This window comes from Phenylobacterium sp. SCN 70-31, from assembly GCF_001724605.1.
Taxonomy (GTDB): Bacteria; Pseudomonadota; Alphaproteobacteria; order Caulobacterales; family Caulobacteraceae; genus Phenylobacterium.
This window is the reverse complement of sequence record NZ_MEEX01000013.1, coordinates 20,709-44,305: the sequence shown is the minus strand read 5'-3', so window position 1 is coordinate 44,305 and position 23,597 is coordinate 20,709. Positions and strand designations below refer to the sequence as shown.

Annotated in this window: 21 protein-coding genes, 2 tRNA genes and 1 riboswitch; of the genes, 8 read left to right on the top strand and 15 right to left on the bottom strand. The window is 70.6% G+C overall.

Features of this window, described 5'->3' with window-relative positions:
- Positions 1–113: 113 nt before the first annotated feature.
- On the bottom strand, positions 114–563 hold the full coding sequence (locus ABS78_RS11515) for a hypothetical protein (RefSeq protein WP_293378852.1): 450 nt from the start codon (positions 561–563) through the stop codon (positions 114–116).
- A 113-nt stretch (positions 564–676) separates the two neighbouring features.
- Here ABS78_RS11515 and ABS78_RS11510 point away from each other — a divergent pair, with 113 nt between their 5' ends.
- A complete protein-coding gene (locus ABS78_RS11510) occupies positions 677–1,657 on the top strand; it encodes a retroviral-like aspartic protease family protein (RefSeq protein ID WP_293378849.1) in 981 nt (326 codons plus the stop codon).
- A gap of 257 nt (positions 1,658–1,914) precedes the next feature.
- Complete coding sequence (locus ABS78_RS11505; protein WP_293378846.1) at positions 1,915–2,817, top strand: cobalamin biosynthesis protein CbiG; 903 nt, start codon at positions 1,915–1,917, stop codon at positions 2,815–2,817.
- 22 nt (positions 2,818–2,839) lie between these two features.
- Here ABS78_RS11505 and ABS78_RS11500 read toward each other — a convergent pair whose 3' ends face one another.
- Positions 2,840–3,511: a class I SAM-dependent methyltransferase gene (locus ABS78_RS11500; protein ID WP_293378843.1), complete on the bottom strand. Its 672-nt coding sequence runs from the start codon at positions 3,509–3,511 to the stop codon at positions 2,840–2,842.
- A 72-nt stretch (positions 3,512–3,583) separates the two neighbouring features.
- Here ABS78_RS11500 and ABS78_RS11495 point away from each other — a divergent pair, with 72 nt between their 5' ends.
- On the top strand, positions 3,584–4,213 hold the full coding sequence (locus ABS78_RS11495; RefSeq protein ID WP_293378840.1) for a TetR/AcrR family transcriptional regulator: 630 nt from the start codon (positions 3,584–3,586) through the stop codon (positions 4,211–4,213).
- 13 nt (positions 4,214–4,226) lie between these two features.
- Here ABS78_RS11495 and ABS78_RS11490 read toward each other — a convergent pair whose 3' ends face one another.
- The 6 genes from ABS78_RS11490 to glmU all read right to left on the bottom strand — a co-directional run bounded on the left by ABS78_RS11490 (position 4,227) and on the right by glmU (position 11,891).
- Positions 4,227–5,597, bottom strand: a complete 1,371-nt coding sequence (locus ABS78_RS11490) for an MATE family efflux transporter (RefSeq protein ID WP_293378837.1) — start codon at positions 5,595–5,597, stop codon at positions 4,227–4,229.
- 137 nt (positions 5,598–5,734) lie between these two features.
- Positions 5,735–7,114, bottom strand: a complete 1,380-nt coding sequence (locus ABS78_RS11485) for a class II 3-deoxy-7-phosphoheptulonate synthase (protein ID WP_293379202.1) — start codon at positions 7,112–7,114, stop codon at positions 5,735–5,737.
- A gap of 118 nt (positions 7,115–7,232) precedes the next feature.
- Positions 7,233–8,438, bottom strand: coding sequence for an O-antigen ligase family protein (locus tag ABS78_RS11480; protein ID WP_293378834.1), 1,206 nt, complete (start codon positions 8,436–8,438; stop codon positions 7,233–7,235).
- Between the two features lie 17 nt (positions 8,439–8,455).
- Positions 8,456–9,841: a glutathione-disulfide reductase gene (gene gor, locus ABS78_RS11475; RefSeq protein WP_293378831.1), complete on the bottom strand. Its 1,386-nt coding sequence runs from the start codon at positions 9,839–9,841 to the stop codon at positions 8,456–8,458.
- Positions 9,842–9,852: 11 nt separating this feature from the next.
- Positions 9,853–10,539, bottom strand: a complete 687-nt coding sequence (gene rpiA / locus ABS78_RS11470; protein WP_293378828.1) for a ribose-5-phosphate isomerase RpiA — start codon at positions 10,537–10,539, stop codon at positions 9,853–9,855.
- Positions 10,536–11,891 (bottom strand): bifunctional UDP-N-acetylglucosamine diphosphorylase/glucosamine-1-phosphate N-acetyltransferase GlmU, encoded by a 1,356-nt coding sequence (gene glmU, locus ABS78_RS11465; RefSeq protein ID WP_293378825.1) that lies wholly within the window; start codon positions 11,889–11,891, stop codon positions 10,536–10,538. Before glmU ends, rpiA begins: the two co-directional genes overlap by 4 nt.
- 107 nt (positions 11,892–11,998) lie before the next feature.
- Between glmU and gph the strand changes: the two genes are divergently transcribed.
- The 3 genes from gph to ABS78_RS11450 all read left to right on the top strand — a co-directional run bounded on the left by gph (position 11,999) and on the right by ABS78_RS11450 (position 14,122).
- The gene (gene gph, locus ABS78_RS11460) at positions 11,999–12,715 is read left to right on the top strand and encodes a phosphoglycolate phosphatase (RefSeq protein WP_293378822.1); all 717 of its coding nucleotides are present in this window, start codon (positions 11,999–12,001) and stop codon (positions 12,713–12,715) included.
- Positions 12,716–12,734: 19 nt separating this feature from the next.
- Positions 12,735–12,809 (top strand) — tRNA-Val (locus ABS78_RS11455).
- A gap of 482 nt (positions 12,810–13,291) precedes the next feature.
- Positions 13,292–14,122 carry a hypothetical protein gene (locus ABS78_RS11450; RefSeq protein ID WP_293378819.1) on the top strand — a complete coding sequence of 277 codons (831 nt, stop codon included), beginning with the start codon at positions 13,292–13,294 and terminating at the stop codon, positions 14,120–14,122.
- 14 nt (positions 14,123–14,136) lie between these two features.
- Here ABS78_RS11450 and ABS78_RS11445 read toward each other — a convergent pair whose 3' ends face one another.
- The 5 genes from ABS78_RS11445 to ABS78_RS11425 form a co-directional block, all read right to left on the bottom strand.
- Positions 14,137–14,922 carry an ABC transporter ATP-binding protein gene (locus ABS78_RS11445; RefSeq protein WP_293378816.1) on the bottom strand — a complete coding sequence of 262 codons (786 nt, stop codon included), beginning with the start codon at positions 14,920–14,922 and terminating at the stop codon, positions 14,137–14,139.
- On the bottom strand, positions 14,919–15,920 hold the full coding sequence (locus ABS78_RS11440) for an iron ABC transporter permease (protein WP_293378813.1): 1,002 nt from the start codon (positions 15,918–15,920) through the stop codon (positions 14,919–14,921). The genes ABS78_RS11445 and ABS78_RS11440 overlap by 4 nt, the downstream gene beginning before the upstream one ends.
- Positions 15,917–16,792, bottom strand: coding sequence for an ABC transporter substrate-binding protein (locus ABS78_RS11435; RefSeq protein ID WP_293378810.1), 876 nt, complete (start codon positions 16,790–16,792; stop codon positions 15,917–15,919). Before ABS78_RS11435 ends, ABS78_RS11440 begins: the two co-directional genes overlap by 4 nt.
- 2 nt (positions 16,793–16,794) lie before the next feature.
- Entirely contained in the window at positions 16,795–18,798 is a 2,004-nt protein-coding gene (locus ABS78_RS11430) for a TonB-dependent receptor (protein WP_293378807.1), read from the bottom strand.
- A gap of 190 nt (positions 18,799–18,988) precedes the next feature.
- A riboswitch (cobalamin riboswitch) is annotated at positions 18,989–19,204 on the bottom strand.
- Between the two features lie 233 nt (positions 19,205–19,437).
- Positions 19,438–19,512 (bottom strand) — tRNA-Lys (locus tag ABS78_RS11425).
- Between the two features lie 130 nt (positions 19,513–19,642).
- Here ABS78_RS11425 and ABS78_RS11420 point away from each other — a divergent pair.
- Positions 19,643–20,377: a hypothetical protein gene (locus ABS78_RS11420; RefSeq protein WP_293378804.1), complete on the top strand. Its 735-nt coding sequence runs from the start codon at positions 19,643–19,645 to the stop codon at positions 20,375–20,377.
- Here the strand turns inward: ABS78_RS11420 and tgt are convergent.
- Both tgt and queA read right to left on the bottom strand, forming a co-directional pair.
- A complete protein-coding gene (gene tgt / locus ABS78_RS11415) occupies positions 20,310–21,446 on the bottom strand; it encodes a tRNA guanosine(34) transglycosylase Tgt (protein ID WP_293378801.1) in 1,137 nt (378 codons plus the stop codon). The genes ABS78_RS11420 and tgt overlap by 68 nt on opposite strands.
- Positions 21,443–22,522 (bottom strand): tRNA preQ1(34) S-adenosylmethionine ribosyltransferase-isomerase QueA, encoded by a 1,080-nt coding sequence (gene queA, locus ABS78_RS11410; protein ID WP_293379199.1) that lies wholly within the window; start codon positions 22,520–22,522, stop codon positions 21,443–21,445. The genes tgt and queA overlap by 4 nt, the downstream gene beginning before the upstream one ends.
- Before the next feature lie 42 nt (positions 22,523–22,564).
- Here queA and ABS78_RS11405 point away from each other — a divergent pair, with 42 nt between their 5' ends.
- A complete protein-coding gene (locus tag ABS78_RS11405; protein WP_293378798.1) occupies positions 22,565–23,566 on the top strand; it encodes an endonuclease/exonuclease/phosphatase family protein in 1,002 nt (333 codons plus the stop codon).
- Positions 23,567–23,597: the final 31 nt, after the last annotated feature.

Here is a 23,597-nt window from a genome sequence, read left to right as displayed (position 1 = left end):
AAAGACTTGGAAGCCTACTCAGGTTTCGAGGAGCCACGCAACCTGCCCGCCGGGGGCGGTTCACGCGGCGGCAGGCGGCAGGCGTCGCCTGTGAGCGAGGCCGCGGCGGGATGTCAGGCGGCGGGCGTCAATCCCCGCCGGCGGGGCGCCTGTGACGTCACCTCGACCGACAGGATCTGGCCCGGCCCCGCGATCGCGGCGGCGTCGCGCTTCAGGGCGGCGGAGAGCTTCGCGACGTCGATCGCCGCGAGATCGGACGGCAGCGTGAACGGCGTGCGATGCGCCGTCCGCACGAGGGCGTCGCGGAAGAACGGCTCCTTCTCGCGCAGGCGCGCCGCGTTGGCCGTGCTGGTCAGGTTTATCCGGATACGGACGAAGATGTAGTTCACCAGCTTCCGATCCAGGACGATCGGCAGGCCCACCGGCTGCAGTTCCACGTACTGGCCGACGTCGCCCTTGCCGTCGCCGTCCTTCGCCTTGGGCTCGGCGGCCCAGGCGCCCGGTCCGGTGGCGGACGCGGCGGACAGGCCGGCGGCGGCGAACAGGAAGGCGCGGCGGAGCATGCTTTGCTTTTCCAGGAAAACCCTTGCCGCAAGGTTGAGGCCGCAGGCGCCGCGCGTGGCGACAATCTCCGAACGATGGTATCCTGAAGAAAATGGGTCCAGGGAGGCTCGCCATGCCGCCTACGCGTCGCCAAGCCGCCGTCGGCCTGCTGGCGGCTGGAGCCATGGGAGCGACGGGCGCCATGGGAGCGACGGGCGCCCGAGCCCTGGCCTCCGAACCCGACGACCCGGCGCCGGTGATCGAGCACCCCGACGAGGCGGGCGCCGAAACCGAACTGGCGACGCGGGAATCCGCGCACGAACACATGCTGGCGCCGGTCAGCATCAACGGCCGGGGGCCGTTCAACTTCCTCCTGGACACCGGCGCGAACGTGAGCTGCGTGTCCAACCGTCTCGCCGACCAGCTCGCACTGCGGACGGTGGACTCCGCGCCCGTGCACACGCTGGTGGGCGTCCGTAGTCGCCCCATCGTTCATCTCGACAACCTGCAGGTCGGCCCGCGGGAGCGTCGGAACGTGAAGGCGCCCGCTCTGCCCATCAAGGGCGCGGAGGTGGACGGCGTCCTGGGGATCGACTGGCTGAAGGGCCAGCGTCTGGTCCTGGACTTCAAGGGGCGGCGGATGCTGATCGTCGAATCCCGAAGCGACCGGAACGAGCCGGGACGGACGGTCGTGGTCCCGGCCCGGCGTCGGAAGGGCCAGCTCACCATCGTCGACGCCGAACTGTCGGGGCGGCGGATCAGCGCCATCATCGACTCCGGCGCCCAGGGCACCCTGTGCAACAGCAGGCTGCGCGATCTGGTCAGGGCGCAGGAGAAGCGCGCAGGCGCTACGGGGCCGCCGCAATCCGTCCGGATGGAGACCCTGGCCGGCGAGCCCTTCTACGGCGAGGCGGTGTTCCTGCCCTTCCTCCGACTGGGCGGGCTGCACCTGGGCAACGTGCCGGTGACCTGCGCCGACATGCATGTGTTCAGGATCTGGAACCTGGAGAACAGCCCCGCCCTGGTCCTGGGGATCGACCTCCTGAGCCAGTTCGAGCAGGTCGCCCTGGACTTCGGCCGATCCCGCGTGCGGTTCGACTTCAAGGACGCCTGAGTGTCCTTGCCAAGAAGGTTGTTCGCCTAGCCCCGCGAAGGCTGTTGTCGTGGCACATCAGCCGAGAGCCGGTGGAGCAGGAACCTGCATAGGAGCGCCTTGCGAAGCCGGCCAGCCGCGCCGAGGTGTACGGCGGATGAGCGACCGTCGTCTCTCGCCAAGAGCCTGCAATCCGTCTGGGTGCGATAGCTCTGCCCTTTCCGCGGGCGATATCGTACAAGGCCGCATCCTCTTCCTTTGGTTCCCGGAGTAGCGCCGTGCCGCGCCTGTTCAGCGCCTATGTGATCGTCGACTGGAGCGCGGCGGCCAAGCCGACGACCGGCGCCGATTCCATCTGGATCGGCGTCCTGAAGCGCGACATCCGCTTTCGCATGGCTTTCGAGAGCTTCAATCCGCCCACGCGCGCGGACGCCGAGGTCCGGCTGAACGCCATTCTCGACGACCTGAAGAAGCGCGGAGAACGCGCCCTGGTGGGTTTCGACTTTCCGCTGGGCTTCCCGCGGGGATTCACCACCGCGCTCAGCCTGCCTGGCGAAACGCCCTGGCGCGCCACCTGGGATCAGCTCGCGCGGATGGTGAAGGACAAGCCCGACAATACGAACAACCGCTTCGGCGTCGGCTCGGAGATCAACCGGCGTCTGACCGGCGGGCCGTTCCCGTTCTGGGGCTGCCCGCCCAAGGACACCCTGACCACACTGCAACCCAAGCGCACCCGCGAGCACGGCCCGGACGACCTGCCCGAGTATCGCCACGCGGACCTGGCCGCCAAGGGCGCGGCGTCGATCTGGAAGCTCTACTACAATGGCTCGGTGGGGGGGCAGGCCATCCTGGGCATCCCCTTCGTCCGGCGCCTGCGGGACACTCGGGGGGACGGCGTGCGCGTCTGGCCGTTCGAGACCGGTTTCAAGACCCTGACGGAGGCCGACCTCGACGGCGTCGATGCGGTGGTGGCCGAGGTCTATCCCTCGCTGCTCAAGCCGCAACCGGCTCCGGGCGAGGTGAAGGATCTGGCGCAGGTGCGCACCACCGCCGAGCATTTCGCGCGGCTGGACGAGGCCAACAAGTTGGGCCCGCTGTTCGGTCCGGCGAAGGACACCGCCGCCGACGTGATCCTGGACGCCGAGCGCGAGGAAGGCTGGGTCCTGGGCGCCGGCGCCTGACCCGCCTGCCGTTCCACGCGCGTCACCGCTGGGGCGAACCCAGTGCGGTCGCACCGGAGCCCGGCCGAGCCATCACGAGTTGCGCACAACCCCGCGCCAGACTCTCACGCGAAACGAGATCGTAGCCACAGGCCTGGAGGTCGCGGTCGTAGCCGTCGGCGAGGCATTCCGCGACGCTGGGGGGTTCGAGCCGCGAGAGAAAGCCGCGCCAGGCCCGGGCGAAAGCTCCGTCGCTGGGCGCGGCATGGTCCAATATGATCAGCCGCCCATCGGGCCGAAGCATGCGGCTGGCGGCATCGAGAACCCGCCTCCGGACGACGGTCGGCAGCTCGTGCAGCACGAAGGCGCAAAGAACCTGATCGAACGCTCCCAGATCCGGCAGGATCTCCAGACGGGTGTGGACGAACGTCGCCGCCGGAGCCCGCGCCCGGGCCCGGCCCAGCATCGACCGGGAACCGTCGACCGCCGTCACACGGGCGCCCTGCCGCGTCAGCCGGCGGGTGAGCGCGCCCGTGCCGCAGCCAAGCTCCAGGATGCGTCGTCCCCCGACCGGCCCCATGCGCGCCAAGGCCCGGTCCCGCATGCGCCCTACCCCGCCGAGCGGCAGGAACATGCTCCAGATGAGACCGTCGTAGACGAGGGGCGTCCAGGCGGCCGCATAGGTGTCGGACGATGACGCGAGATGCGATTCCATGAGCCCATCCATTGACTGACGGTCAGTCATATAACGGCCACCCTATGGCGCCAAGTGCGGACCGCTGTAGTCTTGAAGCTTTCCAAGGAGGCGGCTCTGCCCTCGAACGTTTCGCCCAGGACCAAACCGGCCGATGTCCGGCGCCGTGAAATCCTGACGGCGGCCGAGGCTGTCGTGCGCGAGAAGGGTGTCGCCGGCTTCAGCGTCAGCGACATCACTCAGCGCGCCGCCATCGCCAAAGGCAGCTTCTACCTGCACTTCGCCTCGAAGGACGCGGTCGTCGCGGCGCTGCGCGAGCGGTTCGTCGAAGATATCCTGAGCGAGGTGGCCGCCCGGGTCGACACCTGCGCTCCGGACGACTGGGACGGGCGACTGGACACCTGGGTCCGCCACGGGCTGGCGCTGTGCCTTTCCCCCCGGAACCTCGCGCTGAACGAGCTTCTGTTCCACGGCGGTGGCGCGCCCGGGCTCCGGGAGGACCTGACCAGTCACGGCCGCGGCGTGGCCTATCTCCGGGACCTTATCGCCCGCGGCGCGACCGCCGGCGCGTGGTTGGCGGCCGACCCGGAGTTCGTCGCCGTCTTCCTCTATTCCGCCCTGCACGGCGTGCTGGACCATGCCGCGGCCTCAGGGGAACACGACCCCGAGCAGGTGGCTTCGGCGCTGATCCACCTCTGCCGCCGCGTGCTGAAGCCCGACTGAGGGCGCGCCGGATTCAGGCCCGAAGCGACGGCGCGTCTCGTCGGCTGAGCAACCAGAAGCGCCCCAGCAACAGGCCCGCCGACAGGAAGCTGGCGGCGACCACGGCCCAGACGATGCCGATGATCCCCATCTCCATCGGAATGGCCAGCCACCAGGCCAGCGGCATCATCACCAGGATGTAGCTGGCCAGGTGGGTGTAGGTCGGCAGCCAGACATCCCCGCGGGCGCGCAGGGCCTGGGCGGCCACCACCTGCAGGCAGTCTGGGAAGAAGAACAGGCACGAAAGGACCAGGGCGGGCGCCGCCAGGGCGATGGTCGCCGCGTCGGTGGTGTAGCCACCCGCGATGAGGTTCGCGGTGGGCCAGATGGCCAGGGAGACCAGGAGTCCGAACACCGCCGTCAGCGCGAAGGAGATGGCGCCGGCCCGGTTCACGCCCGCGGGATCCCGCGCGCCGTACGCCTTGCCCACCAGGACCGCCGCACCCGTCGCCAGACCCAGCGGGACCATGAAGACGATGGCCGCGACGTTCAGCACGATGGCCCAGGCCGCCACCGTCAGGCCGCTTATCCAGCCGGCGATGATGTTCATGCTGGCGAAGGCCGAGACCTCCAGGAAGTTCGAGGCGCCGGCGCCATAGCCGATGCGGCGCTGCTCGGCCTCGGCCGCCCGGTCGCGCTCGGGCCTGGCGAAGACTCCCAGGCTGCGCGCCTGGGGCATCAGGGCGATGTAGCTCAGCATCGCGACAGCGAGAAACGCCCGCGCGCCCGTGGTCGCCCAGGCGGCGCCGGCGGCGCCCATGGCGGGCAGGCCCAGAGTTCCGGGCACCAGCAGCAGAACCAGCGCCAGGTTCACCACATTGGCCGCCCACATGGCCCAGGCGGCGGGGCCCGGGCGCGACAAGCCCTCCAGCCAGAACGAGGCGGCCACCGAGATCGCGTAGCCCGTCAGCGAGAGTGAAAAGATGAGCAGAACCCGCGTCGCCCCTTCAGCCAGGTCCTTCTCCAGGCCGATGACGTTCAGGAACGGCGGGCCTACGAGCATCAGCACAGCCGTGGAGGCGAGCCCGATCCACAATGCATACGAGAGGCCCCGCCGCAGGATCGCCCCGGTCCGTTCGGGACGCCCCTCGCCGATCACGCGGGCGGTCATGACCTGGATACCCGTGAGCAGGCCGACGACCGCCGTGAGGATCACGCTGGTCGGCGCCCAGCCGAGGGCATGGTAGCCGAGCTCGGTCGCCGAGTAGCGGCCGACGACCACGGCGTCCGTCAGCCCCATCGTCATGATGCCCAGACGCGACAGCACCACCGGCCCCGACAGCTTGAGCAGGGTCGAGAGGTCCCGACGGACGAGCGAAGGCTCTTGGGCCGCTGCGCGGTCCATGACGATGGTCCCGGTTTTCAAAGAGGCGCGGACACTGGCGCCCGCGTCAAAAACAGGCAAGGCCAGCGTGGGTCGCGGTCGGCCCTCGAAAGGCCGACCGTGACAGCGAAGGCACAGGGGCGCAGCAGCGCCGGCGGTCAGATCGCCTGCGCCATCCGCTCCGACGGGTCCACCCGGTCGTCCTTGAGCCGTTCGGCCACCAGGAACGCGAGCTCCAGCGCCTGCTCTCCGTTCAGGCGCGGATCGCAGTGGGTGTGGTAGCGGTCGGCCAGGTCGCCTTCGGTCAGGGCTCGGGCGCCGCCGAGGCACTCGGTGACGTTCTGGCCGGTCATCTCCAGATGCACGCCGCCGGGATGGGTCCCTTCGGCCGCGCAGATGTCCACGAAGGCCTTCACCTCGGAGAGGATGCGGTCGAACGGCCGGGTCTTGTAGCCGTTGGCGGCGGTGAGCGTGTTGCCGTGCATCGGGTCGATGGCCCACACCACGCTGCGCCCCTGGGTGGCGCGCAACAGGGCCGGCAGGCGGTCGGCGATCTTGTCGTGCCCGAAGCGGCCGTACAGCGTCAGCCGGCCCGGCTCGGCCTTGGGGTTGAGCACGTCGATCAGGCGGTTCAGCTCGTCGGCCTCCAGCGTCGGCCCCACCTTCACCCCGATGGGGTTGCGAATGCCGCGGAAGAACTCGATGTGCGCCCCGTCGAGCTGACGCGTGCGCTCGCCGATCCACAGCAGGTGCGCCGAGGTGTCGTACCATTCGCCCGAGGTGCTATCGACCCGGGTCATGGCCTCCTCGTAGCCCAGCAGCAGGCCCTCGTGGCTGGTGAAGAACTCCACCCGGTGCATCTCGGGATGGGTTTCGGGCGTGACCCCGATGGCGGCCATGAAGGTCAGGGCCTCGGAGATCTTCTCCGACAGCTCGCGGTATCGCGCGCCCTGCGGGCTGTCGTTCACGAAGCCCAGGGTCCAGCGATGGATGTTGTAGAGGTCGGCGTAGCCGCCCCCCGCGAACGCCCGCAGCAGGTTCAGCGTCGACGACGACTGGCCATAGGCCTGGATCAGCCGCTGGGGGTCGGGCGTGCGGCTCTCGGGCGTGAAGTCCATGCCGTTGATGTTGTCGCCGCGGTACGACGGCAGTTCGACGCCGCCGATCGTCTCGACCGGCGAGCTGCGCGGCTTGCCGAACTGGCCCGCCATGCGGCCGACCTTCACGATCGGCTTGCCGCCGGCGAAGGTCAGCACAACGGCCATCTGCAGGATCAGACGGAAGGTGTCGCGGATGTTGTCGGCCGCGAACTCCTTGAAGCTCTCAGCGCAGTCGCCGCCCTGGAGGAGGAACGCCTTGCCGGCCGCGACGTCGCCCAGGAGGCCCTTCAGCCGGCGGGCCTCGCCCGCAAACACCAGCGGCGGCATCTTGCGGAGCTGGGTTTCGACGCGGCTCAGCTCGGCCTGATCCGGATAGTCGGTCGGGATGTGCTTCGCGGGCTTTGCGCGCCAGGATGCGGGGTTCCAGTGTTCGGTCATGGTCTTCGGTCCGATCACCGCCGTCGTCGGCGGGCCGGGCGTTTTACGCGCAATGGTCCGCAGCGTCGATGGGCCGCGTCGCTGCGAGCGGAAGCTCACCAGAGTCAGGGGGGTGGAGTCAGGTGGTCGCCGCGATCTCCTCGCCATCGGCCAGGGCGGCGGCGCTCGCGGCCAGCGCGCCCAGGGCCAACCACCACTCCTGCCAGATCCCGAAGCTGACGGCGCCGAACAGGAGGTAGACGGCGCCCGAGCCGGCGATCCCCGCCGCCACCACGCTGCGCTCATCCCTCACGAGCCGACGGAACACGAAGGCCCAGACCAGGGCGCCCGCCACGACACCCGCAAACCCCAGTTCCAGCCACAGCTGCAAGGGACCGTTGTGCGGATGGAGTTGTATGTGGGGGCTGAAGGCGCGGCTGGCGTCCAGCCCCCACCCCCGCCAGGGATGCTCGGCGATGCGGTCCAGCGCATAGAGCCAGTATCCGACCCGTTGCGACCAGGATTCCGGTAGCCCGGCCGCGCCCGCGCCGAAGCCCCCTGCGTGCAGCAAGATCAACATCACCGGCATCGCCACCACCAGGCTCGCCCCGCCCAGCCCCAAGGCCTTCGGCGCAGAGCGCGGCCAGACCAGGACCAGCGCGGCGGTCGCGACCGCCAGGCCCACAGAGGCGAGCACGGCGTCATAGCCGAAATTCCAGGCCAGCAGCGCGACGCCGGCCGCCATCGGAAGCCCGAGCCAGCCGGGCGCGCCGGCCCGCAGACCGCCCACCCAGGCGACAGGCCAGAGTAGGGCCAGGGCGAACGCGCCCTGGGCCACATTCTTCTGCGCCAGGTCGGGGCGGATCGGATCGCCGATCATCGTACGCAGGGCCTGATAGATGGCGGCCCCGGTCAGCGCCTCGACGATCAGCAGGACACCGTATGCGGCGAGCCCCCAGGCGAGGACGCGAAGGGCGCGACGCCTCAGGTCGGGATCGGCGCGCCGCGCGGCGCACCAGACGGCCCAGTAGAGCGGCGCCTGTAGCGCGAGCTTGAGGGCGGTGCTGTCCTCCAGGCGCCCTGGCTGATGCGGGCTCCAGACCAGCGACAGAACCGCCCAGACCACAGCCAGGACCAGGATCGCCGCCAGCGGCGACTCCCGCCCCCCGACGCGCACGGCGCTCAGGCACAACAGCCCCAGGAGACCCAGGAGCGGCGCGAAACCCAAGGGCCCCAGCCACGCCAAGAGCGGCGTCAGGCCCGCGCAGACCACGAGCGCCCAGCCCTCGACGCGACGGAGGGCCCCGCCCAGGCGCGCCGTCGTGGCTGCCGACGACACGGCCATGCGGACGGCCGACCGGCTCAGGCGACCTGGCCCAGGGCCGGCGGCGCGTGCTTCTCACGCATGGTCACCAGTTCCTCGGCCAAGGTGGGATGGACGGCGCAGGTTGCATCCCACTGCGGTTTGGTGACGCCCATCTTGAGGGCGATGGCGGCCATCTGGATGATCTCCGGCGCGTCCGGCCCGACCACATGGCAGCCCAGGATCCTCTCGCCTTCCTGTTCGACGACCAGCTTGATCAGCGCCCGCTGCTGACCGCCGTAGAAGGTCTCCTTCATCGGCCGGAATCTGGCGAGGTAGATATCGATCTTGCCGCCATGCGCGCGCCTCGCGTCGGCCTCGGACAGGCCCACCGAGCCCACCGGCGGCTGGGTGAACACGGCCGAGGCCACCATGTCGTGGTCGAAGGTGGTGGGATTTCCGTAGAACTCGGTCTGGGCGAAAGCGGCGCCTTCGCGAATGGCAACAGGCGTCAGGTTGATCCGATCGGTGACGTCGCCCACCGCCCAGATGTTGTCGACACTGGTGCGGGAATACGCGTCCACCTTCACCGCGCCGGTCTCGGAGCGCGCGACACCCGCCGCCTCCAGACCCAGATCGTCGGCATAGGGCGCGCGCCCCAGGGCGAACATCACCACGTCGGCTTCGAGGGCGTGGCCGTCCGCGCAGGTGGCGACAAGGCCTTCCGCCGTCTTCTCGATCCCGGCGATCTGCGTTCCGAGCCGGATCTTGACGCCCTGGGCCTCCATCTCCTCGGCCACATGGCTGCGGATGTCGTCGTCGAAACCGCGCAGCACATTGGGCCCGCGATGGACCACCGTGGTGTCCACGCCCAGGCCGTTGAAGATACCCGCGAATTCCAGGGCGATGTAGCCGCCGCCTGCGATCACGATGCGCTTCGGAAGCTGCTCCAGATGGAAGGCCTCGTTGGAGGTGATGGCGTGCTCGATCCCCGGCAACTCCCGCGGCATCCAGGGCGCTCCGCCCGTGGCCACGAGGATCTTTGCCGCCGTGACCGTCCCGTGGCCGTCCACCTCGACCGTGTGACGGTCCTTCAGCCGGGCGCGCCCATGAACGAGCTCCACGCCGGCGTTCTGGAGGTTGCGCACGTAGATCCCCGAAAGCCGGGCGATCTCGTTGTCCTTGGCCATCAGGAACCGCGGCCAGTCGAACGCCGGCTCGGGGACGTCCCACCCGTAGCCTCGAGCCGTCTCGAAATGCCGAGCGTATTCTGAAGCGTAGACCATGAACTTCTTGGGCACACAGCCCCGGATCACGCAGGTGCCGCCCACGCGATGCTCTTCCGCCACCGCCACCTTGGCGCCCGTCATGGCCGCGAGGCGCGAGGCGCGGACACCGCCCGAACCGGCGCCGATGACGAAGAGATCGTAGTCGTAGTCCGCCACGCTGGGACTCCTTAGGGTTCGATTTCGACCACGCCCGCCGGCGTGCCGATCAGGGCGCGATCCGCGAGATCGAGGAAGAGGCCGTGGTCGACCACGCCGGTGACGCTCTTGAGCGCCGCCGCCAGGGCCGCCGGCTCTTCGATCCGGCCGCAGTGTGCGTCGTAGATAAGGTTGCCGCCGTCGGTTCTCACGGCCTCGCCATCCTTGCGGCGCAGGATCGGAGCGATCCCGAGGTCGCATTCCGCCAGGGCGTCGCAGATGCGAAGCGCCGTGGTCTGGTGCCCGAAGGCCACGACCTCGATCGGCAGCGGAAACGTCCCGAGGGTCTTCACCTGCTTGGCCGCGTCGGCGATGACGACACAGGACTTCGACGCTTCCCAGACCAGCTTCTCGCGCAGCAAAGCCGCGCCGCCGCCCTTGATGAGCGACAGGCCCGGCCCGACCTCGTCGGCGCCGTCGACGGTCAGGTCGATGGTCTTCGTCTCGCCCAGGCCGCCCAGGCGGATTCCGAGGCTTGCGGCCAGGTCCGCCGTCGCCTGCGACGTCGGCACGCCCACGATGTCCAGCCCGCGCGCCGCCAGCGCCCGCACGAACCAGGCCGCCGTCGAGCCCGTGCCCAGGCCCACCACCATGCCCGGCTTCACGAGCGCCGCCGCGGCCTCGCCCGCGGCCCGCTTCTGGACGTCCGCATCGCTCACTGGGGTTTCGCCGCCTTCTTCGCGGTCATTATCGCGCGGAACCGGGCCGCCCACCCCGGCTTCTCGGCCTGCTGGCCGCGGCCCAGCGCCAGGGCGTCGGGCGCCACGTCGCGGGTGATCACCGAGCCCGAGCCTACATAGGCCCCCGCCCCGATCGTCACCGGTGCGACCAGCGCCGAGTTCGAGCCGACGAAGGCCCCCTCGCCCACGCGGGTGTCGTATTTGAAGAAGCCGTCGTAGTTGCAGAAGATCGTGCCGGCGCCGATGTTGGCTCCGGCGCCCACGATCCCATCGCCCAGATAGGCCAGGTGATTGGCCTTGGCGCCCTGGCCCACGGTCACCTTCTTCACCTCCACGAAGTTGCCGATGTGGGCCTCTTCGCCGATGTCGGCCCCCGGCCGCAGGCGGGCATAGGGACCGACCAGCGCCCCGGCGCGCACCACCGCCCCCTCGAGGTGGCTGAAGGCCCGGATCACCGCGCCCGACTCCACGCGCACGCCCGGCGCGAAGACGACATAGGGTTCGACGGTCGCGCCCGCGGCGACCTCGGTGTCCCACGAGAAATGCACCGTGTCGGGCGCAGGCATGGCGACCCCCTCGGCGAGGAACTGCTCGCGGCGGCGGCGCTGGAAGATCCCCTCGGCCTGGGAGAGCTGAGCCTGGGTGTCGGCCCCCATCACAGCGGTTTCGGGGGCCACGTGGGCGCGCACGTCCAGCTCCTCCTGGACAGCCTCGGCGACGATCGAGGTCAGGTAGTATTCGCCCTTGGGATTGTCGTTGGTGACGCGCGAGAGCCAGCGGAACAGGTCCGCACGGCCGGCCGCATACATGCCACCGTTGCAAAGACGCACGGCCCGGACCTCTTCACTGGCGTCGGCGGCCTCCACGATCCGGATGACGTGGCCGTCGGCGCCGCGGATGATGCGGCCGTACATCAGCGGATCGACCGGTTCGAAGCCGATAAGGGCCAGGGCGGCGCCGGCGCGACGAAGTTCGAACAGGGGCTCGAGGTCCTGGGCCTGCAGCAGCGGGCAGTCGCCGTTGACGATCAGCACCTCGCCATCGTGGTCGGCCAGCGCGTCGCGAGCGCACAGCACGGCGTGGCCCGTCCCCATCGGCGGGTCCTGGGTCACCGCGGCGTCGGGGCCCAGACGGGCCGTCACCAGCGCACGCATCGCCGGGCTGTGATTTCCGACGATCACGTAGATCCGCTCGCACCCCGCCGCCTGGACGGTGTCGATCACCCGATCCAGCAGGGTTCGCCCCCCCACCCGGTGCAGCACCTTGGGTAGCGGCGACTTCATCCGCGTGCCCTGGCCCGCGGCCATGATCACGGCGGCTCTGGCGGTCATACGGTTCTCCCGGCCCGACTTGAGTCTTCGTCCGCCCCCGCTTAGCAAGCCTTGTGGCGGCGCGCGAGGAATGGCGCGCATCGCGAGCTTGGTTCCGGAGAATCTCCATGACGTCTGCATCGCCGCCCCTGACGGGCGCGACGGTCGCCTTCGACCTCGATGGCACCTTGGTGGACACGGCGCCCGACCTGATCGGCACACTGAACGTCCTGCTGGACGAGGAGGGCCTGGCCCCACTGCCGCTCGCCGACGCCCGGCCCTTCATCGGAAACGGGGCGCGGTGGATGATCGAACGTGGTTTCCAGGCGGCCGGCCAGACGCTGAGCCCCGTACGAAGCCAGACCCTGTTCGACCGCTTCATCGACCATTACCGCGCCCATATCGCCGACGAGAGCCGACCCTTTCCCGGCTGCGAGGCCGCGCTCGTGGCCCTGCGCGAGGCAGGCGCACGCCTCTGCGTCTGCACCAACAAGCGCACCGAACTGTCGGTGGCCCTGCTCGACCGACTGGATCTCTCGCCCTACTTCGACGCCATCGTGGGCGCAGACCTGGCTCCCGCCATCAAGCCCGACGCCCGACACCTGCAGACCGCCGTCGCGGCCGCAGGGGGCGACATCGCGCGCGCCGTGCTGGTGGGCGACGCGCCCCCCGACGCGGGGGCCGCCCGCGCGGCGGGGGCCGGCCTGATCCTCGTGACCTTCGGCTACACCTCGATCCCGCCGGCCGATCTCCATCCCGACATCCTGGCGGACAGCTTCGACGAGATTCCCGACGCCTGCCTGCGGCTCCTGGGCGCTTGCGGGCCGCGGACGGAGACGTTATAGCCCGCGCCTTCCTGCCGGCGGATGCGTAGCTCAGCGGGAGAGCACCTCGTTCACACCGAGGGGGTCACAGGTTCAATCCCTGTCGCATCCACCATCATTTTCCTCAGCCCGACAATGACTTAGCCGCAACTGGCGGAAAGCGCGTGCTGTCTGCTCCCCAGGTTGCCGCCCAGAATGGGCCCGTTTCAGCGCCGCGGCATCGCGCCCACCCCCTTCGCGAGCAAGAGTTGCATTCGGTGCCACGTCGTCCCGCAGGCTAATAAGCGCCCCCCGGCGGCGGCGCAGGCCTCGCCAGCGCGCGATCCAGCAAGCGGCCCGTGACAGCGTCGCAATCGGCCTTGCGTCGGCGCAACTCGGCCCGGACGCCATAAACCTCGCGCCCCGAGGCGACCTCGACCCCCTGAACGTCGAGCGTGCAGATGCGGGCCGACCCCGATGTCCACCACATGCGCCGTCCGGGAGGCGCGTACCAGGCGTCGGGCCGGTCGCGCGGCGGCCTGGCGGCGCTGTCGTGAGCGCCGACCCGAAGCGGCCGGGCCGACAGGCCGAGGTCGAACAGAACCTGGGGCCCTGCGGGTGACGCCCCGCGACGATATCCGGGTGGTGGCCTACGACACGCTCTCCAGCGACGGCGAGACCTGGGGCCAGTCGGTGGCCTTCTGCCTGCCCGCCCCGCCCCTCATGGACCAGGGCGCGGTGCGCGCCCTGGGGACCGACGAAGACGCCATCCGTCCGGAAGACCGCGCCGGAGCCCTCTTCGACCTGGGCGTCGGACGCGGCCATGTGCGGTTCTGCGCGCGGACGCGGGATGCGGCGCTGATCGCCGCGCTCACGGACCTCGAGGGACAGTCCCTGTTCAGCGCGGCCGGCGCCGCCGCCATGACGACGGTCCTGGCCGCCCAGCCGCACCGCGTGGTGATCTCGCCGCTGGCCCGCGTGGAGGTCTATGCGCCCATCCCGCAACCGGGCGGCAAGAGCCCGGACGGCCCCCACACCCATCTTCTGCCCAAGCTCATCGCCTCGGGTCGCACCCACGCGGCCAACGCCCCCATCCCGCCTGGCCTGCAACCGGCGCTGATGCTCCATCCCCGTTCGCCCTGGCGCGACGCCATGGGCCTGCGCACTAGCTTCGACCCCGGTCTCGACCGGATCTTCCAGGCGATCCTCGACGATCACGCCCTGGACGAGGACCGGCGCATCCGGCGCGCCGTCGAGGCGGCGGTGAGCGATGGCCAGGCGCCGGAGACGTTCGCATGGCCCGACACCCGCCGCGGCCGCATCCAGGCCCGCATCACGCTGCGCCGGCTGGCGCAGCAGGGGCGACAAGGGGTCTCGGCCTGGCGGCGGCTCTACGATCGCGAACCGGCCGAGGGCGAGCCCGACGAGGAGACGGCCCTCCACGCCTGAGGGCGCTCCGCGGCTCAGGACGTAGTGACCGGCCCCAGATAGTCCACATAGCGCTCGCCCGGAGCGCCCGAGATGCAGGCCTCCACGTCGAACACCTGGCGCAGGAGGTCGGGGGTGAGCACGTCGTCGGTCGCTCCGAAGGCGGTCAGCCGGCCATCGCGCAGGGCCATCAGGTGGGTCGCGTACCGCGCCGCCAGCGTCATGTCGTGGAGGGTCGCCACCACCAGCTTGCCGTCCGTCGTCGCCAGCCGGCGCAGGCGCCCGACGGTGTCCAGCGCATGCCGAGGGTCCAGGCCCGAGGTGGGCTCGTCCACCAGCACCGCGTCGGGATCGCCGATGAGGGCGCGCGCCAGCATGGCGCGGGCCAGTTCGCCGCCCGATAGCGTCGTCGCCGGCTGGAAACGATGCTCGGTGAGGTCGCAGGCCTCGATGGCCCGGGTGAGGCGCGGCTCGAGGCCGCCCGGCAGACCGCCGAAGGCCGGAAGCTGCGGAATCAAGCCCAGCGCCACCAGGCGCTCCACGGGAATCGGCCACTCGGCGCGGAGCGCCTGCGGCAGATAGGCCCGCCGGCGCGCCAGTTCGCGCGGGCCGACCTGCGACACCGGCCGGCCGTCCAGGAAGACCTGACCGGCGTCGGGCCTGAGCAGGCCGGCCAGGCAGGACAGCAGGGTCGACTTCCCGGCGCCGTTCGCGCCGACCAGGGCCACGAACATGCCCGGTTCGAACGCGGCCGAGACCGCCTGGACGATGGCGCGACCGCCCCGCCGCACCGTCACGCCGTCCGCCGCCAGCCGGATCACGGCGACACCCGCTTCAGCCGCAGCACCAGCCAGAAGAAGAACGGCGCGCCCATCAGGCTGGTCAGAACCCCCAGCCGCAGTTCCGAGGTGGTGGGAATGAGCCGCGTGCCGACGTCGGCCACGAGCAGCAGGGCGGCGCCGAACAGGGCCGAGGGCAGCAGGGTGCGGCTGGGCTGATAGCCCACGAACGGCCGCACCAGATGCGGCGCCACCAGCCCGATGAAGCCGATGGAGCCGACCGCAGAGGTCGCGGCGCCGGCCGCCAGCCCCACGCCCAGCAGCGCCAGGATGCGCGAGCGATCCAGGTTGACGCCCAGGCTCTGCGCCTGGGCCTCGCCCAGGGCCAGCGCATCGAGGGTCCGCCCCATCGTGGCGAGCAGCAACACCCCCGCCCCGACGAACGGCCCAGCCAGCAGGATATGGTCCCAGCTCCGCTCCGAGAGCGAGCCGAGCATCCAGATGCTCATCTCGTAGGCCGCATAGGGGCTGGGGGCGAAGTTGAGGGCCATGGCCAAAAACGCGCCCATCAGGCCCGACACCGCCGAGCCGGCGAGGATCATGGCCAGCGTGCCTCCGCGTCCGAAGGCGAAGGTGATGGCCCCGGCGCCGACCGCTCCGATCAACCCCAGCAGCGGCGTGGACAGCGGAACCACCTTGGCGAGGCCGAAGTAGATCGAGATCACCGCACCCAGCGCCGCGCCGCTGGAGACCCCCAGCAGGCCGGGTTCGGCGAGCGGGTTTCGGAGCAGGCCTTGCAGCACCGCGCCCGACAGGCCCAGGGCCGCCCCTACCAGGATCGCCAGGATCGCGCGCGGCAGCCGCAACTCCAGCAGGACGAGCTTCCCCAGGTTGACGTCCGGCGAAAGAAGGCCGCGCAGCAGCACGTCGGGACTGACGTTCACCCGGCCGAGGAACAGCGACACCGTGGCCGCCAGCAGCAGCACCAGCAGGGCCACGAGCGCCATCGGGATTCGCGGGAAGCGGCGCGGCCGGGTCACTTCAGCCTCCAGGTGCGCGGCGGGAGCGAGTCCAGCGCCTGGCGCAGCTCGACGGCGGCGTCCGCCGACTGGGGCAGTCCGCAGGTATGGCCCAGCTCCTTGTAGGCGATGCGGCGGTCGCCGTAGTAGCGCCGGACCACCCGATGCTTGCCCTCGTCGCTGCGCAGCGACGGCTTGCCCGAGCGTGTCCCGCCGAACAGCAGGGCGTCGGGGTCGGCGGCCAGAAGCTGCTCGACGTCGAACGTGCCGTAGTTTGCGCCCGGCTGGGCCGCGATGTTCACCGCCCCGGCCGCCTCGATGATGGCGTTGGACAGCGTCCCCTTCCCCGGAACAGAGGTCCCGCCGCTCCACGCCACGACGCGCAGGCGCCGCTCGGGCGGCTGCGCCGCCAGCCGGGCCAGCTTGGCGTCGAGGTCGCGCACCATCGCCTCCGCGCGGGCCGGCTCGCCCACCGCCGCGCCGACCTGCCGGACGATGCGGCGGATCCCCTCGAAATCGTTGACGCTTTCCACCTCGACGATGGGCGCGCCCACCCGCTTGGCGAGCCTCCGGGTCACCGGTGTCGAGAAGTCGCCGGCCAGGATGAGGTCTGGGCGAAAGCGCAGGATGTCCTCGGCCGTGCCACGGTTGGTCGGAACCCCGGCGTCGGCGCCCGGAAAGGTCGCCGCCACCGCGTCGTGCGCCAGATAGGTCACCGAGGCCACCCGCGCCTTGGGGACGAGCTGCAACAACAGCAGGTCCGTGCACATGTTCATCGACATGATGCGCTGCGGCCTGGCCCCAGGAGAGGCCTCCGAAGAGGCCGCCGCGGCCGGATGGAGGAAAAGGGCCGCGGCGGCGGCCAGCGCCGCGAGGCGATGGCCAGGTCTCATCCTCAGAACTTCACGCGGGCGCCGGCGTAGACGGCGCGCGGCTGGGTCGGGAAGCCGAAGACCTCGTAGTAGTCCTCGTTGGTGAGGTTCTCCGCACGGGCGAAGATCTCGAAATGCTCCGACAGGTCGTAGCTGGCGCTGAGGTTCACCAGGGTGAAGGACGGCAGCAACACCTTGCCGGCGTTGGCGCCCGTAGCGGGCTTCACGCCGGGCAGGCTGGCCGGGAACGGCGGATTGATCCCGGAGAAGTTCGAGTCCAGCTGCTTGCCGTTGTAGCGCACCGTCAGGTTCACGGTCGCCGCCGCGACCGGCTTCCAGGTGACGTTCACGCTGCCGATGTCGGGCGCGCGGCGGATCTCCTCCAGGCCGTTCTCCTCCGCGTCGAGGTGCGTGTAGCTGCCGCTCACGCTCAGGGCGTCGGTGAACGCGAGGGTCCCGAACAGCTCCACGCCCTTCTGGGTGGAATCGAAGGCTCTGTTGCAGGTGGTCGAGAAGTTCACCGCCGGGATCGGGCAGTTCGCCCGCGCCAGCGCCGTGGCCGTGGCGCGCGAGGCCGAGAAGATTTCGTCCTCCAGCGTCTGGTCGAAATAGGTGGCGCCCAGACTAACGCGATCGTCCCAGAGCCTCAGGTCCACGCCGGCCTCCCAGCCCTTGGCCTTCTCGGGCTTCAGGTTCGGGTTGCCGACGAACGGGAACGGCCCCGTGGCGTTGTACCCGAACAGCTCGGTCTGGGAGGGGTTCTTGATGCCCGTCCCGCCGGCGGCGCGGAGTCGGATGGCGTCGTTGAGCTTCAGGAAGCCCTGCACCCTCCAGGTCGTCGCGTTCTCGAAGAAGTCGTTGTCGTCCCGGCGGACGGCCCCGCCCAGGCCCGCGCGCTCGCCGATCTCCAGGTCGTACTGCCCGACGAGACCCTTGTTCTTGATCGAACGACGGGTCGTGTCGGCGCCCGAGGCCGGCGGCGAGGTGTTCTGGTAGGTCTCCTTCTCCCAGTCGAAGGCCCCGGTCAGGCGATGGACCAGCGCCCCGGTCTCGATCCGGTAGGTGGTGGCGTAGGACGCCTTGGTCCGCACGCCCTCGTCGCCGCTCGAACGGGCGTTGCGGGCGTAACCCTTGCGGTCGGCGTCGACGCCCTGGATCGTCAGGCTGTGGCCCCAGGCCCCGTCCAGCAGGTCGAGGTCGGCGCCGCCGGACCAGTAGAGGCTCCTGGCGTCGAAATAGCTGCCGGGGCTGTCCACCTGGCCCACCCCGAAGCTCGACGCGTTGGTCTCGGCGTGAGTGTCGGTGTAGCGGACGACGCCGCGCAGCTTCAGGGTCTCGGTGGCCTGATAGGCGGCCTTGGCCGAGAAGCTCTGCAACTCCGAGCCCAGCTTCCGCGCGCCGCCCGGCAGGGTCTGGCCGACGTAGCCGTCCGTGCGATGGACGCCGGCGTTCACCACCAGGTCCAGCGGCCCGATCACCGCGGCGTAGCGCGCCGACCCGCTCAGGGTGTCCTGCGAGCCGAACTCCACCCGCATCCGTCCGCCGGGCGCCTCGGCGGCCGACGGTGTGATGTAGTTCACGACGCCGGCGATCGCATCCGATCCGTAGAGCGCGCTCTGCGGTCCGCGCAGGATCTCGATCTTCGCCACGTCGTCGCCCAGCAGGGTGGCGAAGTCGAATTCGCCGAAGAACGGGTCCGACGCCTCGATCCCGTCGATCAGGGTCAGGACGTGGTTGCCCTCCGCGCCCCGCACCCGGACCTGGGTCAGGCCCCCGACCGCGCCGGTCCGGCTGACCGCGAAGCCGGGGACGTCGCGCAGGACGTCCGAGACGATGCGGACCTGCCGGTCCATCATCTGCTCCATCGATATGACGGTCACGGACGCGCCGATCCTGTCGGCGTCGAGTCCGCTGGTCGCCCGCGTCCCGGTGACGATCAGCTCGTTGACCGACGTCTCCGCCGTCCACGCCGGCGCAGCGGCCAGCAGCGCCACGGCGCTGACACTCAGGAATAGTCTGTTGGCCATCTCTCTCGGGCCCCCTCTGTGCGGCGTCCAAACGACACGCGGAGGACTCCCGGGACGCACGCGTCACGAGTCGACAGGCCGGCGGGCATGGACGCCTTGCAGACGCCGCCAGCAGGTCGAGGCGGCCTCCGCCGCTTCTTCGTCGTCGCTCAGACGGAGATCCGCGCCCCGGCAGTCCACTGCCCCGAGACATCGAGCGACACGCACCGGCCGGTTTCCTGGCTCGCGGGTCACAGCGTCGTCCGACACCTTCCCAGGCCGTTCCGGCCCAGTGGCTGGCGGGGTCTGGCCCCGCCGCGTCGTCCGCGCTCGCCGCTCACAGTTGCAGGGACAGCTGCAGATCGGAGGCAAGCCCCCTACTGCATTCCCGATTAAGCCCGAAGGCTCCGGCGCGCTAAGTCACGCGACCCGCCAGGGCGAGCCTCGTCACGGCCCCTCCTTGTCCCGCTTTTGCGGCGTTGTCCATTCTCCCGACGCCCGCCCGCGCCGACATTTCCCCTACGGAAGTCGGAGCCTGAGCGTCTCGTGGTCTCCGAGCGCTCTCAATTTCTAAAGGGACGAGCGCCGGTAGACTGAAGCGCAGGACAGGATGACCGCCGCATCGGCCGCGGATTTCAACGCAACCGCGAAGGCTCGGATTGGTAGGCCGGGTGAGGATCGAACTCACGACCATTCGATTAAAAGTCGAATGCTCTACCGCTGAGCTACCGGCCCGCGACGCAAGGGTCCGAATGCAGGACGCCCGGGCGAAGCGGCGCGGAACCTAGAGGGGGATGACGCAAAGGGGAAGCCGGTTTCGCGCGTCCGCTCTTAACAGATCGCCGGCAAGGCGTATGTTGGCGTCATGGCACGCGTCCTCGCTCACAAGCTCCTCGCCGCGGCGCTGATGGCCGCCCTGGCCCTGCCGGCCGCCGCCCAGACGCCGAAGCCGGCCCGCGGAAGCACGATGGCCCCGCCCGATCCCCCGTCGGCCGAGACCGACCGCATGAAGACGTCCGACCAGGTGAAGAAGGGCAGCGTCGAGGGCGCCGTCACCACCCCCCTGCGCGACCTCAACGTGATGAAGGTGGATATCCCGCCCATCCTGCTCCAGGCGCTGGACGATCCGTACGAGCGGCCGCGCAACACGCGGTGCGCCACCCTGATCGCCCTCGTCCGGCCGCTGAACGACGTCCTGGGACCCGACATCGACACCCTTCCCGAGGACGATGACGGCCTGGGCTCGCGGGGGAAGTCCACGGCCCTGGGCGTGGCCGGCGACCTCGCGGGCGGGGCGATTCCCTTCCGGGGCGTCGTCCGCAAGCTCACGGGCGCCGAGAGTCACGACCGCCTGGTGGCCGCCGCGATCATCGCGGGCCATACACGCCGCGCCTATCTGAAGGGGCTGGGCGAGGCCCGTGGCTGCGGTCCGCCCGCCACGCCCAGCCATGTGCGCACCGCCCACGTCCAGGCCGCGGCCAAGGCCCGCGCCGCCGGTCCGCAGCCGCCGCCGTCCGCGAAGAGCGGTGGGCTCACCCCCCGCTATCCGACCCGGGCCGAGCCGACTGCCGCGCCGCAAACGAACGCCGGAAAGCGCTGATCCGCCCTTCGGACACCGCCGACCTGAGCGCCGTCATCAGGGCCTGGAAGAAGGCGAGGTTGTGCCAGGACAGCAGAACCTGTCCGAGGATCTCGTCCGACTTCACGAGATGGTGCAGGTACGCCTTCGAGTAGTCCCGGCTGGCCGGCACGTCGCTGTCGGCGTCCAGCGGCGTCTCGTCCTCGGCGAACCGCGCGTTCTTCAGGTTGAGCGGCCCGTCCCAGGTCCAGGCCTGGCCGTGCCGCCCCGACCGCGTGGGCAGGACACAGTCGAACATGTCCACGCCGCGATAGACCGCCTCCACGATGTCGATAGGCTTGCCCACGCCCATCAGGTAGCGCGGCCGCTCCGCCGGCAGCATGCCGGGGGCGAAGTCCAGGGCCTCGCACATGGCCTGGTGCCCCTCGCCCACCGCCAGGCCGCCGATCGCGTAGCCGTCGAAGCCGATCTCGATGAGGCGCTCGGCCGATTCGCCCCGCAGCGCCGGGTCCAGCCCGCCCTGCTGGATGGCGAACAGATTCTGCGCATCGCGTTCGCCGAACGCGTTCTTCGAACGTTGACCCCATCGCGCCGAAAGCCGCATCGCCTCTCCGGCCCGCTCGGGCGTGGCCGGCAGGGCGACCAGCTCGTCGAGCTGCATGACAATGTCCGAGCCCAGGAGGTCCGCCTGGATCTCCATCGACCGCTCGGGCGACAGGACGTGGCGACTCCCGTCCAGATGGCTCTGGAAGGTGACGGCCTCCTCGGTGACCTTGGCGATCTTCGAGAGGGACATGACCTGGAAGCCGCCGGAATCGGTCAGGATCGGCCGGTCCCAGCGCATGAACCTGTGCAGGCCGCCCAGCCGCTTCACCCGCTCGGCCGTGGGCCGCAGCATCAGGTGGTAGGTGTTGCCCAGCAGGATGTCCGCGCCCGTGGCCGCCACCTGATCGACCGTCAGCGCCTTCACGGTCGCCGCCGTCCCTACCGGCATGAAGGCCGGCGTGCGGATCTCGCCCCTGGGCGTCGATAGCACGCCGGTGCGCGCCCGGCCGTCGGTCGCCTGGACGGTGAACGGGAACGCCGTCACCGGCCGGCCCTCCAGAGCAGGCTGGAGTCCCCGTACGAATAGAAGCGATAGCCGGTCCCGATCGCGTGGGCGTAGGCCGCCCGCATCGCGTCCAGCCCGGCAAAGGCGCTCACCAGCATGAACAGCGTCGACTTCGGGAGGTGGAAGTTGGTCATCAGCCCGTCGGCGGCTCGGAAGCGGTAGCCGGGCGTGATGAAGATGGCCGTCTCGGCGGAGAAGGGCCGGATGCGCCCCGACTCGTCCGCCGCACTTTCCAGCAGACGTAGCGACGTGGTGCCCACGCACACGATCCGCCCGCCGGCGTCGCGGGCCGCGTTCAGCCGGTCGGCCACCTCCTCCGGGACCTCGCCCCACTCGGCGTGCATCCTGTGGTCGGCCAGATCCTCGGTCTTCACCGGCAGGAACGTGCCCGCCCCCACATGCAGCGTCACCCGCTCGAAGCCGACGCCCATCGCCGTCAGCCGCGCCAGCAACTCGGGCGTGAAATGCAGCCCCGCGGTCGGCGCCGCCACCGAGCCGTCGGCCTCGGCGTAGACGGTCTGGTAGTCTGCCCGGTCGCGCTCGTCCTCGGGGCGTTTCGCGGCGATGTACGGCGGCAGGGGCATCACGCCCCGCTCGGCGATCGCCGCCATCAGGTCGGGCCCGGCGAGGTCGAAGGCCAGGAAGACCTCGCCGCCGTCGCCCTTCCCCGTCACCGTGGCTTCCAGCGACCCCAGCAGGCAGGCCCGATCGCCGGGCTCGCCGAACACCACCCGGTCGCCCTCGGCCAGTCGCTTGCCGGGCCGCATGAAGGCCGTCCAGGCGGCCGGCCCCGTCTGGCGGTGCAGAGTGGCCTCCACCACCACCCGGCTGTCGCCCCGCAGGCGCACGCCCTTCAGCCGCGCCGGGATCACCCGCGTGTCGTTGACCACCAACACGTCGCCCGACCGCAGTTCGCCCGGCAGGTCGCGGACCGTCTCATCGCGCAGCGGCAGGGCGGGCTCCACCACCAGCAGGCGCGCCGAATCCCGCGGATCGGCGGGACGCAGCGCGATCCGGTTGTCGGGAAGGTGGAAATCGAAGTCGGCCAGCTTCATGAAGGGCGAGGTGAAGCGCACGCGGAAAGGCCCGCGTCAAGCATGGGGGCCCGTTTGGCGCTGGGGTCGGGACTATCGCGGATCGCCGGCGCGGCGCTGGCCGGGCTCGGCCTCGTCTCCGGCCTGGCCGCCGTCCTGGCCCAGGGCGGGCGGATGAGCTGGGCGTTGGACGTCCTGACCCACGCTGCGCCGCTCTACGGTCTGGCCGGGCTGGCCGGCGTGCTGGGCGGACTCTGGCCGGGTCGGCTGCGAAAGGCCGGACTGGTCGGCGGTCTCGTGGCGCTCGCCGGCGCAGCCGCCCTCATGCTCCCGGAGTATCGGCGGCCCGTCCCGCCCCCTCTCGTGCCCTCCACGCCCGCCGAGTCCGCCGGCCGGCTGAAGATCATCCAGTTCAACGCCTTCAAGAAGAACGCCGACATCCGGGCCGTGGCCGACTGGCTGATCGCCGAGGACCCCGACATCGTCACCATCCAGGAGACCCGCCACGACCTGCGCGATCTGCTGCTGGCCCGCACGACGTGGCATGTGGCCGGGCGCAAGGAGCATGTGATGATCTTCAGCCGCGAGCCGCGGCTGGGCATGACGCGTCCCAAGCCCGTGGTCCGCGATCTGACCTTCATCAACGCCACCTACCCCGGCCCCGGCGGCCCCTACGAGGTGGTGACCGTGCATTTCGACTGGCCCAACGCCAGCACCTACCGCAACCAGTACGCCGCCCTCGCCGAGGTGGTGGCCGCCCGCCCGCGCGAGCGCATGATCCTGGCGGGCGACTTCAACACCACGCCGTGGTCCTTCGCCATGCGTCGGACCGACCACGCCCTGGGCCTGCGCCGGCTGGACCGCGCCGCGTGGTCGTTCCCGGCCCGGCTCGGCGCCCTGCCCTGGCCCGTCCAGGTCCTGCCCATCGACCACGTCTACGCCGGCCCCGGCTGGCGGCTGGTCGGCCTGCGGCGCGGCCCGAGCCTCGGATCCGACCATCGGCCGCTGATCGTGGAGCTGGCGCCGGCCATGCCTGAAGTCTCCGCGCGAGCGGAGGCTCAGTAGCATTTTGTCCACGGATTTCACGGATTGGCAC

Coding starts and splice junctions, on each gene's coding strand:
- ABS78_RS11515 (WP_293378852.1), bottom strand. CDS start 563: ATGCTCCGCCGCGCCTTCCTGTTCGCCGCCGCCGGCCTGTCCGCCGCG.
- ABS78_RS11510 (WP_293378849.1), top strand. CDS start 677: ATGCCGCCTACGCGTCGCCAAGCCGCCGTCGGCCTGCTGGCGGCTGGA.
- ABS78_RS11500 (WP_293378843.1), bottom strand. CDS start 3,511: ATGGAATCGCATCTCGCGTCATCGTCCGACACCTATGCGGCCGCCTGG.
- ABS78_RS11490 (WP_293378837.1), bottom strand. CDS start 5,597: ATGGACCGCGCAGCGGCCCAAGAGCCTTCGCTCGTCCGTCGGGACCTC.
- ABS78_RS11485 (WP_293379202.1), bottom strand. CDS start 7,114: ATGACCGAACACTGGAACCCCGCATCCTGGCGCGCAAAGCCCGCGAAG.
- ABS78_RS11480 (WP_293378834.1), bottom strand. CDS start 8,438: ATGGCCGTGTCGTCGGCAGCCACGACGGCGCGCCTGGGCGGGGCCCTC.
- glmU (WP_293378825.1), bottom strand. CDS start 11,891: ATGACCGCCAGAGCCGCCGTGATCATGGCCGCGGGCCAGGGCACGCGG.
- gph (WP_293378822.1), top strand. CDS start 11,999: ATGACGTCTGCATCGCCGCCCCTGACGGGCGCGACGGTCGCCTTCGAC.
- ABS78_RS11435 (WP_293378810.1), bottom strand. CDS start 16,792: ATGAGACCTGGCCATCGCCTCGCGGCGCTGGCCGCCGCCGCGGCCCTT.
- ABS78_RS11430 (WP_293378807.1), bottom strand. CDS start 18,798: ATGGCCAACAGACTATTCCTGAGTGTCAGCGCCGTGGCGCTGCTGGCC.
- ABS78_RS11420 (WP_293378804.1), top strand. CDS start 19,643: ATGGCACGCGTCCTCGCTCACAAGCTCCTCGCCGCGGCGCTGATGGCC.
- queA (WP_293379199.1), bottom strand. CDS start 22,522: ATGAAGCTGGCCGACTTCGATTTCCACCTTCCCGACAACCGGATCGCG.
- ABS78_RS11405 (WP_293378798.1), top strand. CDS start 22,565: ATGGGGGCCCGTTTGGCGCTGGGGTCGGGACTATCGCGGATCGCCGGC.